A 15,689-nucleotide genomic window follows, 5' to 3' on the forward strand; every position below is an offset into this window, starting at 1 on the left:
GTTTCTTTGTACCTTTGTGATAAAGCCGCCTTCCCGATAGGGTTCGGTAAGGGTCAGCGAGAAGTCCCGAATAATCTGCTCGGGACTCCCTTGAAATGCCAGACCAACGCCGTGGTCAGTCTTCTCGGACGGGCGTTACGCCCATCCCTCCTCACGATGAGGGTCAGCCTCAGGAGGATGACCTCCGTCTCCGTTCGGCTCGGGGGTGCCGTGGCCAGGGGCATGTCCCTTCTTGTCGCGGACCATGAGCGAATAGAGGCAGGGAAGGACGAACAACGTGGCCGGCTCGCCGGCGAGGAGGCCGCCAAGGATGGCGCGGGCCAGAGGAGCGTTTGCCTCGCTGCCGCGCTCGAGGGCGAACGCGGCGGGGATCATGGCGAAGAAGGCGGCGAGGGCGGTCATGGTCACGGGGCGGACGCGGATCGAGGCCGACTTGCGGATCGCCTGGGTCGGTGTCAGGCCCTCCAAGTGTCGAAGCTCCTGGGCGAAGTCGGTCATGAGGACGGTGTTCGCGACCTTGATGCCGACGATGAAGATGAACCCGAGGAGGGACTGGATGTTGACCGCCGTGCCGGTGAAGTAGAGCATCGGCATGATCCCGATCAAGCAGAGCGGGACGACCAGCATGACGGTGAGCGGAACGATCCACGACTTGTCGAGCCCGACCATCAGGAAGTAGATCAGGATCGAGGCCCCGATGAGCCCGATCCCGAGGTCGCGGAAGGTCTCCTGCATCTTGGAGTACTCGCCGCTCAGGGAGATCTTCGAGCCGGTCACGATCTCCTTGGATTTCGACGATGGGTTGTAAGGCTGCCAGGTCCCGTGCGCCCCCTCGACCCTCTTTCCAAAGGGCTCGATGACCTTTGTCACGTCGTCCGAGACGTGGCCGAGGTCGCGGCCTTGCACGCCCAGGGTCAGGTCGATGGTCGTCTGGATGTTCGTGTGCGTGACCTCGGTCGGGACGGTCGACCGGCGCAAGGTGATGAGGTTGCTGAGCGGGACGGCCGTCTTCTTCTCGTCCTTCCCGGTGATCGGGACGTTCATCAACGTCTCGATGGACTTCATGTCCTCCTCGAAGTACTGCACGCCGACGAAATACTGGTTGCCGCCGATGGGGTCGATCCAGAAATTGTCCTTGTTGAACTGGATGCTCGAGTTGAACGCCGCGACGACGTTCTTCATGACGTCTTCCTGGGTCAGGGCGAGGTCGGCGGCCTTGGCCCGATCGACGTCGATGATGTATTCGGGATAGTCGAGGCGCTGGATGATCCGGGCGTCGACGACGCCGTCGACCTTCACGACCTTCTCGCGGATCGCCTGGGCGATGGCGAGGGAGACCTGCGGACTCTTGCCCGTGACCCTGACGTTGATCGGCGTCGACTTGCCCTCGTTCAAGGCGCTCTTGATCAGGCCGCCGGTGTCGAAGCTGAAGTCCATGTCGTCGAACTGATGGCCCTTGATGATCTTCTCGCGGAGGATCGCGACGTACTCCTGGGCCGACTTCGTGCGGTCGGGGGTGAGCTGGATCTTGAGGACCGAGTCCATCGGGCCCGAGTTCGGCGTGTAGGCGGCCGACCAGTCGGCGTTGACGCCGAGCTCGCTGAGGATCAGTTGGAGATCATGCTTGGGGATGTTCTTGCGGATGAACTGCTCGAGCTTGGCGACCCGCGCCTCGGTGACCTCGATCCGGGTGCCGCTGGGGGTCCTGGCGAAGAGCTCGAAGGCCCCGCCGTCGACCTCGGGGAAGAATTCACGGCGGAGCACCGGCCAGGAGACGACGAGGGTGACCGCGAGCATGACATAGCCGAGCACGACGACCTTCACGCGGTGCTGGAGGATCGTGTCGAGCAGGTGGGCGTAGCCCTCGAAGAACCCGTCGATCAGGCCCATCCAACCCGTGTAGGCCCGGGACAGGAGGCTGCCGCGGGGTGTGCGGCCGTCTTCACCGTCCTCCGAGCCGGCTTCGCCTTCGGCATGGGGCTCGGCGTGGGGCTTCAGCCAGTGGGCACAGCAGGCCGGGACCAACGTCCTCGAGAGCAGGTAGGCGGAGCACATGGCGAAGGCCACGGCGAACGTCATCGGTCGGAACAGGAACGCCCCCATGCCCGGCATCAGGGCCAGCGGCGAGAGGACGAGGAACGTGCAGAGCGTCGAGACCAGCTCCGGCAGCGCAACCTCGCTGGCCCCCATGTAGGCCGCCTCCGCGGGGGGGACGCCCTCGCCCAGGTGGCGGTGCGTGTTCTCGAGGCAGATCACCGCACTGTCGACCATCGGCCCGATGGCCAGGGTCAGGCCCGCCAGCGTCATCATGTTGATCGTCTGGCCCGTGAGGTTGAGCAGGATGACCGCCGACATGACCGAGATCGGGAGAGTCATGACGGCGATCGCCGTCATCCGCCACTGGCCGAGGAAGAGGAGGATCGTCAAGGAGCAGAGAATGGCCCCCGTGACGCCTTCTTGCACGAGGCTTGAAATGGACTGGCGGACATAGACCGATTGGTCCATCACCAGCTTCAGGTCGATCCCCCCGCGCGTGAGCCTATCGGTGAAGTCGGAGAGCGAGTCGCGGACTGCGTCGACCACCTTCAGGGTACTCGCCCCGAGCTGGCGGTAGACGGGGATGTAAACCTCTTTCTTCCCGTCGATCCGGACGATGTTCGTCTGGATGAAGGCGGTGTCCTTCGGAGTCGCCACGTCGCGGAGGAAGGCGGTGTTGCCTAGTGCCGAGCGGAGTGGGATCGAGCCCATCTCGGACGCATAGCCGTAGAGCGAGTTCGAGTCGAGGGCGTAGTCGATGTCGCCGATCTTGACGTCGCCGGTCGGGAGGAACACGTTGTACTTGTCCATCGCCTCCATCACGTCCAGCGGCGAGAGGTTCCTCGCCTGCATCTTCTCGCGATCGAGGTAGGCGAGCACCGCGCGGACCTTGCCGCCGTAGACGACCGGCGCCACGGCGCCGTTGATCGTCATGATCATATTCCGGACTTCGTATCGGCCGACGTCATAGAGGATCGACTCGTTCTGCGACCCGTCGGGACTGTCGACCGCGACGATGCAGACGGGCGTCGTGCTCGTCGGGTCGAAGGGCATGACGACCGGCGGCAAGCAACCTGGGGGAAGATCCGGCACCGCCGCCAAAGCCAGCGAATTGACCTGGGTCAGGGCACCGTTGGGGTCGGCGTCGCTCTGGAAGTAGTCGCGGACGATGCTCGCCCCGATGATCGAGCGCGACTCCTGCATCGACATCCCGGACGCCTGGCCGACCCAGCGCTCCATCCGGTTCGAGATGTCCTTCTCCACGTTCGCGGCCGGCATGCCGCTATAGAAGGTCAGGACCTGGACGGCCGGGCTCTTGAACACCGGCAAGATATCGATCGGGATCAGCGTCATCGAGACGCCCCCGAGCATCGCCAGCGTCAGGCACATCACCGTGACGGCGTATGGGTTCTTGAGGGACGCGCGAATGAGACCGTTCATGGCACCTCGGTTTCCTCAATGGGGGCAGGCTTCGTGGATGAGGGTCGATCGGCATTCGGGTCCCACCCCGACAAGGCTCGTGACGATCGGGGACAACCGAGGGACGGCCAAACTCCAACCGCGACGACGAGACCAATAGCAGCGCGACGATCGACGACTTAACGAGCTTAGGACCGATTGCCGAGACCGACCGAGGACGCGACCACCGCGTGCCCTCGACGCAGCCCGTCAAGATCCGTGTCAGACAGGAGATCGCGACTAAATGACCGGGACTATCGTCGCGCGCTCGCACGTGAGCGGCAAGGAAGGGAGCGAGTGATTCGCTCGCGGACCGGCCGATTGCGTTGGAATCCGGACCCGACCGGAAACCTTGTTGTGGAGCTCAGGCGCCCAACGACGAAATCTGTCGACGGGGGCAGACATCGGCCGATCTCCTAGGCGTCCTGAGCATCATTGGGGTCGTGCCTCCGCTAAAGAACCGAAACCAGTCGGCGGCTGAAGAAGGAAACACCCGAGAGTCAACTGATCAGGAGAGGTCGGAGCATGAACCGATGCAACGCCCAAGGCCGAAGTTGGGCCGCCTGGGGAGCCGCTGTGGCCACCCTTCTCGGGGCCGGCTGTGCTCTCGACCGGCACTCGGGGCGGACGGATTCGGGGACGTCGCCTCGGGCAACGGCCCGGGATCCAACGTCTCCAACACTGGGGACCGATTTCTTCCGCGTCCCTCGTGGACAGACCATCCCGGCGTCCGGGCTGGGCGTCGACCTCGTCCGGGACAATTCGGGGCGCGTGGATCCCGGTCTGATCTCGACGGAATTCCCCGACACAACGAGATGACCGCAGGCCGCTTTGCTCGAATGCACGACTTCAAGACTCGATCCGCAACGTGAGCAATCCTCAAATTCACTTCAGTCGTCAGAGTCGGAGGACGATAAAACGACGGTCCAAGTGTCGCGCTGCGCGAGGCGGAAGGTCTCGCCGCACGAGGAGAGGCAGAAATCCATGCAATTTCGCGTTCGAAGTCGATGGGCCTACTGGCTTTCCATCGGGATCGCCTTCGGCCTGTTTTCGTCCGCGACTTCGAACGCGAGTGCCCAAGCGATCCCGAGCCAGGAACCGGCCAGCTCGACGCCGGCCCCGCCGCAACCAGGTCCGACGACCCCGACTCCGCCCGCGCCCAACGGGGCGGCCCCTCCCGCGGCCGCCTCGAGGGAAGCGAAGCTCGAGGCCCGGATCCAGCAGCTCGAGTCGATGGTCAACAAACTCTCGGGCCAGATCGATGTCTTGACCAAGCAGGCGACGCCCAAGGGCGTGGACGACAATCCCCCGGCTGGGGACGCGACGGGCGGGGCGACCGGGGAAGGGGCCGCGTCGGGGGCGGGAGGGACGGGGAATAGCGACGACCTGCCGGGCAGCACCTCGACGTCGGGCGACATCGGATCCGCCGCCTCCAACGTCACGCCCTCGATGGCGGGGGGGCCGGCCGCGCCGGGCCAATCGCTCCCGGCGAACCCCGCGCCCTCGAAGCGGTTCGACTCCCCGGCGACCCTCGAAGACCGCAAAGGGAGCGTGAAGTTCGGGCCGGGGTTCGAAATCCGGACCGACGACGAAGAGTTCTACCTCCAGTTCCACAACCTGACTCAAGTCGACTATCGGGGATACGACCCGTTGGGAGGGAACCCGGTCCACAACACGTTCGCCATCCCCCGGCAGTGGTACATGTTCAGCGGCCGGATTACTCGCCCGATCGGCTACTTCGTCTCGCTCGCCCACGGATTCGACGCCGTGAACCTGCTCGACGTCTTCGTCGACTTCAACTACGACCCGAGGCTCCAGCTCCGGATCGGGCGATTCAAGACGCCCTTCACCTACGACTTCATGGTGAAGCCGATCCAGGGCCTGATCATGCCCGAGCGCTCGGTCTTCTTCAACAACTTCGGATTGAACCGCGACACGGGCGTGATGGCCTACGGCCGACTCTTCAAGAAATTGGACTATGCACAAGGGATCTTCAACGGGACCCGCAACGGATACATCTCCAATCAAGACGGGAAAACCTTCGCGGGATTCCTCAACTATAAGCCGTTCGGCAACTCCGAGGGTTCCCCGCTCGAGAACTTCAATATCGGCGGCTCGGCCCTCGCCGGCGACCAGTTCCAGGCCCCCATCCCCCAGACGCTTCGCACGATCGTCGCGACGAGCGGCAACGCGGTCGCCGGGATCCCCTTCTTGAACTTCAACAACAACGTCCGCCAGAACGGCCAGATGGCGTTCTGGGACCTCCACGCCGCCTGGTTCTACAAGCAGTTGGCCATCACCGGCGAGTGGGGCAGCGGCTTCCAGGACTACTCGCTCACCAGCGGCCCGGGCAAGCGAACACACCTGCCGATCTCGAGCTTCTACGTCGAGAGCGGCTACCTGCTGACCGGCGAGACGCGGAGCGGATACGGCGTCGTCAAACCCCTCCACCCGTTCGACCTGAGGAAAGGCAAGTTCGGCCTCGGCGCCTGGGAGCTCACCGGCCGCTTCCAGTACCTCGACATCAACCCCCAGGTCTTCACCCAGGGCCTCGCCGACCCGAACCTCTGGGCGAACCGCATCGCCCTGACCGACGTCGGATTCAACTGGCATATGACCCAGTACCTGAAGTTCATGTTTATGTGGGAACACGCCGACTTCAACAACCCCGTCCAGTACGCCCCCGGCAAGCGATCGCTCTCGAACAACCTTTTCCTTGCCAGGCTCCAGCTCTTCTTTTGATCTCCGTGCGGCAAGTCATGGCTTACCTTCCACCCCAGGCGATTCTTCTCGACTTGTAGAGTCGGTGGAGCGGTCATCGATCGCGATGGTGGGAAACGCGGGCCGGCACCGACGTTTCGCGGTGGAACCAATCTCTGGATCGGCCTCCGCGCTTAGGTCTCGGAGCTGGGATTCTCGATCAAATCGACCAGGAGGATCGAGTCGGCCGGACCGTATTCCTTCATGACCCTATTTTCACCCCAATCCAAAGAATCCTCAAACTCCCACAGTGCCGGTGGTCGATGGGAATGGTCATTCCCCCGATGATGTTTTGGACGCGGAGCGGTAATGACGATTCGTGCCGGCCGAATTTACGCGGGGATTCTCTCCCTTATCCTCGTCGTCTGCGTTGCGGGCACCCGTGCGCAAGAAGGCTCGACGGCTACGACGACCTCTCCTCCGCCACCATCCGTGACAATCCCAACGTCTCCTCCGTCTCCGCCCTCGCGTGAGGCCCAGCTCGAAACACGTCTGCGTAATCTCGAGGAGATGAACCGCAAGATCCTCGAACAGTATCAGTCGATGCAGAAGCAGCACAACGACCGCTACGACGACCTCTCTCGCCAATTCCAGGACTTGCAGAAGCGGGTCCAGGTAGCGAACCCCTCACCCAAGCTGGCGACCGTCGACGGCGATGGAGCCGCGAGTGAGGCTGGAGGCGGAGGTGGGGGAGGAAGCCCTGACCCGGATGGTGACCAGATCCCGGAAGGGCCCGAAGGCACGATCGGACGCGGGACCGATACGAATGCGGGGGACAACCGAGGAGGGGGAGCCGGAGGGACCGACGGCGACCGCGTCGGCTCGACGCCGTATAGCCCGAGCGGTAGGTCGGACACGGCCGGCGGAGACACGACACGAGGTGGAGGCCCGGGGCGTGGGGCGGAGGGGACGATCGGTCGTCGCGGGGTTGCGGGCGAGAACCGGTCGGTGAAGGTCACCATGGGGAATGGGCTGAGGTTCGAGACCGACGACGAGGAATTCCAGCTCCAGTTCCACAACCTGACCCAGGCGGAATATCGTTTCTTCCCGGGGATCGGCGGCCAGAGCCCCTTGAAGGATCAGTTCTTCGTACCCAGGCAACGTTGGTATTTCACGGGCCGGGCGAGCAAGTACGTCGAGTACTACACGGACGTCAATCGCGGTTATGGCAGCCTCGACATCCTCGACGCGTTCATCAATTTCAATCCCGACCCGAGATTCCAGACGCGGATCGGGCGATTCAAGACGCCTAGTTCGTATGAGTACTATCAGATGACCGAAGGCGACCTGATCGCCCCCGAGCGGTCGCTCTTCACGAGCAATCTGTCCGGCAACCGCGAGGTCGGCGTGATGGAGCACGGCCAGATCCTCGACAAGCGGGCGGAGTACTCCATCGGGCTCTTCAACGGACCCCGGCGCTCTTTCGGGGACTCCAACAGCGGTCAGGATCTCTATACCCTCTTCAACATCCGGCCCTTCCAGAACTCCAAGAAGCTCACCGCCCTCAACTTCCTCAACATCGGCGGAGAATATGACTTCGGTAACGAGTCGAACCCGACGATCCAGCCGAGCATCTTGACCACGGCCAACGACCAGTCGGCGAACACCTCGAACGCGACGGTGCGGAGCCTCTCGCCGACGTTCTTCGCGTTCAACAGCAACGTCGTCGAGAACGGCCCGAGGGCCCATGCGTCGGCCTGGCTCGCCTGGTATTACAAGAGCTTCAACATCCTCGCGCAGTACGATGGCGGCTTCCAGGACTACTCGCTGGTCGGGGCCCGGAACCAGCGCGTCCACGTCGGGCAGCAGGGGTTCTTCATCCAGCCTTATTTCTTCCTGACGGGCGAACAGATCAAGCGCCGCGTCGACATCGAACCGAAGAAGCCGTTCTCGATCAAGAACGGCAAGCTCGTCTCCATCGGGGCCCTCGAGGTCCACGGACGTTACAGCGTCCTGAGCCTCACCGACAACGTCTTCACGCACGGCCTGGCGGACCCCAACCTCTGGAGCAACAGCGCGCAGACCTTCGACGTCGGATTCAACTGGTATCCTTATAAGTACACCAAGATCTATTTCGACTGGCAGCACTCCATCTTCGGCTCCCCGGTCTACAACGGACCCGGCAGTCGGGTCACGTCGATCGACCTCCTCTGGGTGAGGTGCCAGCTCTTCTTCTGATCTGATGCCGGAGGCAGGGACACGTCCGACGAGCCCGGAAAGGACTTGACTCGAATCGTGTCGTCGATATTAATCCATAGGATTGGACGTCCAAGTCGTCGGAGTGAAGCGTGTCCGCCAATCTGACAAGAGTGTTGCTCGCATTCCTGCTGATCGCGGCAGCCACCGTCCCGACCGTGCCCAAGCCGAGCGTGTTCGGGGGCTCGACGCAGGACGACCTCTCGCCCTCGCAGCAGGTCAATCGACCGCGGGGGAGGACACGCTCGGCCTCGCCAGCGACTCCCCAGTCCCCCCGCGTGGAGGCCTCGATCGACGGTGGCGGTACGAAGCCTCCCCTGGCAGGTCCTTCTACCCAACTCTCCCTCGAAGTCATCCTCCTCGAGACGAAACCGCAGTTCTCCCCAATCTCGATCACCTATCGCCCACCTCCGCCACTTCGCTGCTGATCCTTCCCCCTCAGGGCCTCGATCCCGGAACCAGGTCGTCGGAGCCGCGGCCGAATCCCCGGCGCCAGGCCCTCTCGCATTCCAGGCGATCTGTGGATCATTCCCGAAGCTGGGAGTCGCCCCCATCGATCGGGGGGTTCGGCTTCTTCCGGGGTCGATCACTCTCGGCACCTTACAGCCTGGTGAGGGCCGTCCGGGCCGAGTGCCGCGATCTCCTAACAGCCCACTTGCTTACATTTATCAAATGGCAGTTGACCTAACCTTCTCACCTCGACGCCTGACCCGTTGACGGTCGAAGGTAGGGTCCAATGGCTCCCGGGAGGACCGGGCCTCGTATCTCCCTCCGAGGTCCGAGGTCGTCGCGGCGACGGCGGTCCGCCCGTGGCCCCGGGCGATCGTGGACAACCGCAGCTTCGGACGCCCGGAGTCCTTGTCCTCGCGCGGCGGTCGCGGGTCGGCTCCCGCGTCGCGACGGCCGAAACACGACGGCATTTGTCTCTCAGCAAAATCGGAAATTGCGGGAGCTCCCGCACGACCTGCATCGCACACGCCGGTTATTCCGATTATCCGGCTCACCCTCGACGTAACATCGTGACTGTTCTCGATTTTGTGCTATCTCGACTGTTCGAGAACAATCGAATCCGTCGATACAAGCGACACGAGGGGGATCCCTCGGCCTTCCGTAACGGAGCGAGGCAATGATGAGCAAGGATACTCATTCGTGGATCAGGATGATCACGGTTTCGGCGGGCCTTCTCGTCGGAACCCTCGACGTTGCCCGAGCCGCCGCCCAACCGCCGGACGACGCCGCCTCGTCGGCTTCCCCGATTCCCGGCCCGGGGGCCGGTGATCCCGACGCCCCTTCGGGAGTCGTCGTGAAGCCCAATGGGAGCGACGCGAATTCGATTCGGATCCCCCCGTCTCCACCGACGATCCTCGACCCGAACGTCCGGCCGATCGACCTGAACACGGCGCTCCAATTGACGGGGGTCCAGAACCCTCAGCTCCTGATCGCGAGGCAGCGTGTCGTCGAGTCCGAGGCGCTTCGCCAGTTGGCCGCGGCCCAGATCCTGCCGTCGATCAACTACGGGACGAACTACGACAGCCACACCGGTAACCTGCAACAGTCGAACGGCAACGTCCTGTCGGTCAGCCGTTCGTCCGTCTACGTCGGGGCCGGTGCGAGCGCCGTCGCGGCGGGCACGGTGACGGTCCCGGGCGTCGTGCTCGAGGGGAACATCGCGACCGGGGTCTTCGCCTACCTGACCTCGCGTCAGGTGGTCGCCCAGCGCCAGTTCGCCACGCTGGCGATCCGGAACCAGGCGTTCCTCCAGGCGACCCTGGCCTACTCCGAGCTGCTCCGGGCCGAAGGACGCCGCGCCGTCGCGATTCAGGTGCGGAACGAGGCGAGGCGCGTCGCCGAGTTGACCGCGGCCTACGCCCAGGCGGGGCAGGGGAGGTACGCCGACGCCCACCGGGCCCTGACCGAGCTCCAGACCCGAGAGGCCGACATCAAGTCGGCCGAAGGGGCGATCCTGACGTCGTCGGCCCAGCTCTGCTACGTTCTGAACATCGACCCGTCGGTCCGCCTGCATCCGACCGACTCGTTCGTCGTCCCCCACCCGATCGTCCCCGATCCGATGCCCGTCGCCGAGCTCATTGCACTCGGGCTGCTCCAACGTCCCGAGTTGAAGGAGCGGCAGGCGGCGATCCGCGAGGCGTTCCTCGCGCTCGAAGGGGCCAGGGTCTTGCCATTCTCCCCGACGATCCTGATCGGGTTCAGCTCGGGTGGATTCGGCGGCGGCAGCAACCTCGTCCGCCCGATTTTCGGCGGGTTCGGCGGTCGGTCGGACTTCGACGTCATGGCCTACTGGACGCTCCAGAACCTCGGGGTCGGGAACCTCGCGCTGATCAACCTGGGCAAGGCACGACTCGGCGTGACGCGATACCAGGAGATTGCGATCCTCGACCAGGTCCGCGCCGAGGTCGCCGAAGCGTACGCCAAGACCCATGCCCGGTTCGCCAAGATCGGGATCGCGGAGCGGGCCGTCAGGAGCGGTACCGCGGGCTTCAGCGAGGACCTCTTGAGGATCAAGAACACGGTCGCTCCTGCGATCGAGACGGTCGACAGCCTCCGGCTGCTGGCCCGTTCCCGGTACGCCTATCTCGACTCGATCGTGGACTATGACCGCGCCCAGTTCGAGCTCTACGTCGCGCTCGGGCAGCCGCCAGCGAACGCGCTGGCGCACCCGGTGCCGACCGAGGGCGTCACGCCTCCTGGCCAACCCATGGAGGTGGATCCAAGACTGCCTCAAGGCGGCGTCCCCGTCCCCGCTCAACCCGCCTCGGCCTCGGGTCCTCGCACGGATGAGGGTCGACGCCAGGTCCGGGCCAATCCCCCCGGACGGCCCTCCACCGACAGCACGGCGAGGCGTTGATGAACCCGGCGAACTCACCAATCGGGTCCCAGATTCGGAGCAGGCCCATGGCCCACGACACGAGTGGTCGACCTCGAGGATGGGGGCGACCGGGGCTCGCAACCTCGCTGCTCTATCCCTCGATCTTCCTGGCGACGACGCTCTCCGGATGCGCCACGTCGCATCTGAACTGGTCCGCGCCCCCGACCACCCCCTCGGGAGGGACCGTGGCCTCGGGCGCACCCGGTCCGACCGTGGACCTGCCCAAGGTCCGGGCGGGCTCACCCCCGCCGACTACCTCGCCGCACACGGCGGGAGAGGTCGATCCGAAGGTGCGCGCCGTCGCGGCGGCGATCGACGCCTCGGTGAAAGGGCCGACCGGAGTATTGCCCCCGGTCATCCCGGTCGTCCGGGAATATCCGATCGACCTCACGACGTCGCTTCGCCTGGCGGAGGTCGAGAACCCGCTGATCGCCGAAGCTCGCCAGCGAGTCGGCGAGGCGCTCGCGACCCTCCAGGGGGCGAGGGCGTTGCTCTTCCCGTCGTTGAACGTCGGGCTCAACCTGCGCGAGCACACCGGCAACCTCGAGCGGTCGTCGGGGCGTGTCCTGAACCTGAACTTGAGCTCGATGTACTTCGGCGGCGGTGCCGGGGCCTTCGCGGCCGGCATGATCGACATCCCGGCCATCAACATCTACAGCCCCTTGACCGACGCCATCTTCGAGCCGCTCGCCGCCCGTCGGCGAGTCGAAGGGGCGACGTTCACGGCCTCGGCGACGGCCAACAGCATCCTCGGCGAGGTCTCGGCGCTCCACTTCGAGCTCATGGCCGCCGAGGCCGACCTCCGCGTCCGCCAACAGTCGTCGGTCCAGGAGGCGGAAGTCGCCCGCCTCACGCGAGCCTACGCCGACGCGAAGCAGGGCAACGAGGCGGACGCCGAGCGGGCCCGGACCGAGCTAAGCCTGATCGAGCTCGAGGTGCGTCGGGCCGAGGAGGATGTGGCCGTCGCCTCGGCGAGGCTGGCGCAGCGACTCCACCTCGACCAAGCGGTCCGACTCCGGTCGATCGCCCCGGGCGTCGAGTTGGTCACGATCGTCGATCCGAGCACGCCGGTCCCGGAGTTGATCCAGATCGCCCTGAACCGTCGTCCCGAGATCGGGGCGAGGAACGCCGCGATTGGGGTCGCGGAGGCACGCTTCCGGCAGGAACGCTTCCGCCCCCTCCTCCCCACCCTCTGGCTCGGCTTCAGCGGCGGTGCGTTCGGCGGCGGCAGTAATCTCGTGGGGAGCCAGCTCACCGACTTCGGCGGGCGAACCGACTTCGACGTCCAGGCCTTCTGGACGCTCAGGAACCTGGGGGTCGGCAACCTCATGCTCCAGAAGCAGCGCCGGGCGGAGATCGGCGAGGCGGTCGGCGAACGGTCACGAGCCATCTCCGAAATCCGGAGCGAGGTGAGCGCCCGCCATGCGGAGGCCGCCGCGGCCCGCGAGAAAGTCGACGTCACGACCAGGCAGCTCGCGAGTGCCGAAGAGGGCTTTCGCGAAGACCTTGAGCGGATCCAGAATACCGTCGGGCGGCCGATCGAGGTCGTGAATAGCCTCGAGTTGCTCAACAACGCGAGGGTCGACCGGATCCGCGCCGTGACGGACTACAACAAGGCCGAGTTTCGATTGTTCGTGGCTCTCGGCTCACCTCCACCATTGGGTGGGCCGGCAAATGCGCCCATCCCCCCGGCCCCGATCGCGTCGCCGATGCTCCCGCCACTCGCCTCGGGTCACGGGATGCCGCTGGGCCCGCCCGGACCGCCTCCCCACCCTCCGGCCGCCAACGGCCGGGTCTTGAGATAACGCTGGGGGAGGACGAACCCGATCGATCGATCGGTCTCGACCACGACCTCGACGATCACGCGGAAAGGCGGATCGCCGAGGTCGTTGTGGTATTCGAGTCCGAGGCAACAATTGTCGGCGATCCGCCCCGCACGAGGGCAGACGATTGCGACCGTCGGAAACGAAAGGGGGCGGGATGGCCGATCTGGCCTCCCGCCCCCCTCGCAAATCTCACATCAACGGATCGCTCACGTCTTCTTCGGATGGGCGTCGCTGTATGCGGCGAATCCGAGCCAGGCGATCGGGTAGGCGCGGAGCGTTTGCCGACCGTAGGCGTCGACGACCTGGACATCGAACTGATTGATGCCGTCGGTCATCTCGGGCCTCAGGACGAAATTCCCCTTGGCATCGGCAACGGCCGCGGGGCCCCGGAGCTTGAGGTCGAGCGTCCCGGTGCCGGTGAAGATGAGCGCCCCGGGGGTCGTGTGGCCCAGGATGGTGGGGTTCTTGTTATAGGTGTTGCCGCCAAGATTTGTGGAGACGTTTCCTCGCACATTATCCTGAGGTGCGAGTGTCAGGTAGAGCTTCAAGGGAATCCTCGGGCTCACCGGCGTCAGGTTGCGGAGCAGGAGCCGCCCGTCATCCTGGCCGATCTGCCCGTTGTGATTCAGGTCCAACGAGGCGTTGTAATTGGGCTGGCCGGCCCGAGATTCATACGCCTGGGTGAATGCCTGGAGCACGTTGAGCGTGTTCTGCTGGGCGGGCGTCGGGGCCACGGCCGCCGCCACCGTACCACCCATCCGGCTCAGGGCCAGGCGGTCCTCGAGGCCTTCGAGGCAGGGACGGCATCGCCTCTGTTTTTCGGACATCCACATGCCTCCATGCATATCAAGAGAGGGCGATGGCCCCGGGCAAAGATCGCGAACTCCACCTTCGCCGTTCTTGCTACGATCGGTCGGGATCTTTGGATATCTCCAGTCTTACGAGACGACGGCTCGGAGGACGTCCCCGAGAGTCGTCACGCCCGAACCGACCGCCCCATGAGACAACCTCGCGTTCAACTCACCAACCCGCGCAATCGGTCGTGTCCGTCTGGGGTCGACTCCTGTCATCGCCACGTCACGTAGAGGGATGCTCGCCGGATTGCGATCGCGAACGCACGGGGGCGCCGTCGGCGACTGAACCCGTGTCCACGATGACCTCATCATTAGGCGAGAGGCCGCTCAGTACCTCGATCTTGAGGCCGTCGTCGGCGCCGATCACGATCTGGGTCTTCTTGGCTCTGCCCTCCTTGATGATATAGACGTCGCCCTTGCCCCCTTTCGCTTCGCCGACCAGCACCGAGGCGGGGAGGGTCGCCGACTTGGTCGAGTTGTCGAGGATCAGCTTGGCAATCCCGTACATGCCCGCCCTGATCTCGTTCTTGGGGTTCGGCAGGTCGACCTCGGTGTGCATCGTCCGGGAGGTCGGGTCTTCGGTCTCGGCGAAGCGGGAGACCTTGCCCTTGAAGACTTCGTTGCCGAGCGCGTCCAGGGTCACCTCGGCGGGGTCGCCGACGTTCGTGAATGGGACGTCTCGGTCAGGGACCTGGGTGATCACGCGGACCTTGTCCGTGCGGGCCACCGTCAAGAGCGGGACCATGCCCCCTTCGGCCGCGGAGCGGATAAAGGCCCCGCGGAAGAAATTCCGCTTGGTGATCACGCCGTCATAGGGGGACATGATCCGGGTGTACCCGACGAGGACCTTGGCCCTGTCGAGCTTGGCGTCCGCCACCATGACGTTGGCCTTGGCCTCGACAAGGTCGGCCTCGGCCTTCTTGACGCGGGCCGCAGCCGCGGTGAACTGCGCCCTGGCATTGAGGACGGCCTTCTGGGAGGAGATCTCCGAGGCTCGGGCGGATTCGTACGCCTCTTCCTCCTCGTCGGCGACCTGCTGGGGGAGGGCCTTCCTCTGGACGAGGTCTTTGTATCGGGCGAACTTCTTCTCGTGGAAGCTCCGCATCGAGACATAGCGATCGACCTCGGCCTTCGCCTGTTCGATCGACGTCGCGGCGGCGTCGCGGTCCGCTTTCGCCGAGTCGATGAAGGCCTCGGCCTGGACCACGGCGGCCTTGGACTGCTGGACGTCGGCGGCGGCCCGCTCGGCCTCCTTGATCACCTCGGGGTCGTCGATCTCGGCGAGCAACTGGTCCTGCTTCACGCGGTCGCCGTAGTCGACGTGGAGCGTCGCGAGGTAGCCGGAGATCTTGGCGAAGAGGTCCGCCTCCTCGAACGCCTGGACCGACCCGATCTGGGTGGAGGTCCTCTGGATCCCCCCCGGCGACAGGTGCGTGGTCCCGACCGCGATCGAGTCCTCCGAAGGGTGGCCGTCCGACGACGCGTGTGAGGCGTGGCCGTGATCCGTCGCGGCCTTCGCCCCCTTCGACTGGGAGTATCGCCCCAAGAACGTCAAGGTCACGGCCACCGCGGCCATGCCGGTGAAGAGGAGCCAGAGTTGGCTCTTACGTTTCGGTCTCGGTTTCGGCGGAGAGGCTGGAGTCTTGGTCTTCGGTTGTGTGGTCGTCACGT

The 15,689-nt window shown here is 64.9% G+C and carries 8 protein-coding genes; 5 read left to right on the plus strand and 3 right to left on the minus strand.

Annotated elements, in window-relative coordinates:
* Window positions 1-135: 135 nt before the first annotated feature.
* The gene (locus ACYOEI_RS07315) at window positions 136-3,477 is read right to left on the minus strand and encodes an efflux RND transporter permease subunit (RefSeq protein ID WP_462848718.1); all 3,342 of its coding nucleotides are present in this window, start codon (window positions 3,475-3,477) and stop codon (window positions 136-138) included.
* Between the two features lie 1,002 nt (window positions 3,478-4,479).
* Between ACYOEI_RS07315 and ACYOEI_RS07320 the strand changes: the two genes are divergently transcribed.
* From ACYOEI_RS07320 to ACYOEI_RS07340, 5 genes are all read left to right on the plus strand, one after another.
* The gene (locus ACYOEI_RS07320; protein WP_462848719.1) at window positions 4,480-6,237 is read left to right on the plus strand and encodes an OprO/OprP family phosphate-selective porin; all 1,758 of its coding nucleotides are present in this window, start codon (window positions 4,480-4,482) and stop codon (window positions 6,235-6,237) included.
* Window positions 6,238-6,765: 528 nt separating this feature from the next.
* The gene (locus ACYOEI_RS07325) at window positions 6,766-8,433 is read left to right on the plus strand and encodes an OprO/OprP family phosphate-selective porin (protein ID WP_462848720.1); all 1,668 of its coding nucleotides are present in this window, start codon (window positions 6,766-6,768) and stop codon (window positions 8,431-8,433) included.
* A 110-nt stretch (window positions 8,434-8,543) separates the two neighbouring features.
* Window positions 8,544-8,879, plus strand: a complete 336-nt coding sequence (locus tag ACYOEI_RS07330; RefSeq protein ID WP_462848721.1) for a hypothetical protein — start codon at window positions 8,544-8,546, stop codon at window positions 8,877-8,879.
* 731 nt (window positions 8,880-9,610) lie between these two features.
* Window positions 9,611-11,317 (plus strand): TolC family protein, encoded by a 1,707-nt coding sequence (locus ACYOEI_RS07335; RefSeq protein WP_462848722.1) that lies wholly within the window; start codon window positions 9,611-9,613, stop codon window positions 11,315-11,317.
* Between the two features lie 47 nt (window positions 11,318-11,364).
* Window positions 11,365-13,143, plus strand: coding sequence for a TolC family protein (locus ACYOEI_RS07340; RefSeq protein ID WP_462848723.1), 1,779 nt, complete (start codon window positions 11,365-11,367; stop codon window positions 13,141-13,143).
* 227 nt (window positions 13,144-13,370) lie between these two features.
* On the opposite strand, the gene ACYOEI_RS07345 is transcribed toward ACYOEI_RS07340, so the two are convergent.
* A complete protein-coding gene (locus tag ACYOEI_RS07345; protein ID WP_462848724.1) occupies window positions 13,371-13,991 on the minus strand; it encodes a hypothetical protein in 621 nt (206 codons plus the stop codon).
* Window positions 13,992-14,241: 250 nt separating this feature from the next.
* A complete protein-coding gene (locus ACYOEI_RS07350; RefSeq protein WP_462848725.1) occupies window positions 14,242-15,687 on the minus strand; it encodes an efflux RND transporter periplasmic adaptor subunit in 1,446 nt (481 codons plus the stop codon).
* Window positions 15,688-15,689 lie beyond the last annotated feature (2 nt).

The sequence above is a fragment of the Singulisphaera rosea genome, from assembly GCF_054877945.1.

Excerpts from the sequence above, each read along its gene's own strand:
- ACYOEI_RS07320 (WP_462848719.1), top strand. The coding sequence starts at position 4,480 with ATGCAATTTCGCGTTCGAAGTCGATGGGCCTACTGGCTTTCCATCGGG.
- ACYOEI_RS07340 (WP_462848723.1), top strand. The coding sequence starts at position 11,365 with ATGGCCCACGACACGAGTGGTCGACCTCGAGGATGGGGGCGACCGGGG.
- ACYOEI_RS07325 (WP_462848720.1), top strand. The coding sequence starts at position 6,766 with ATGAACCGCAAGATCCTCGAACAGTATCAGTCGATGCAGAAGCAGCAC.
- ACYOEI_RS07335 (WP_462848722.1), top strand. The coding sequence starts at position 9,611 with ATGATCACGGTTTCGGCGGGCCTTCTCGTCGGAACCCTCGACGTTGCC.
- ACYOEI_RS07315 (WP_462848718.1), bottom strand. The coding sequence starts at position 3,477 with ATGAACGGTCTCATTCGCGCGTCCCTCAAGAACCCATACGCCGTCACG.
- ACYOEI_RS07345 (WP_462848724.1), bottom strand. The coding sequence starts at position 13,991 with ATGTCCGAAAAACAGAGGCGATGCCGTCCCTGCCTCGAAGGCCTCGAG.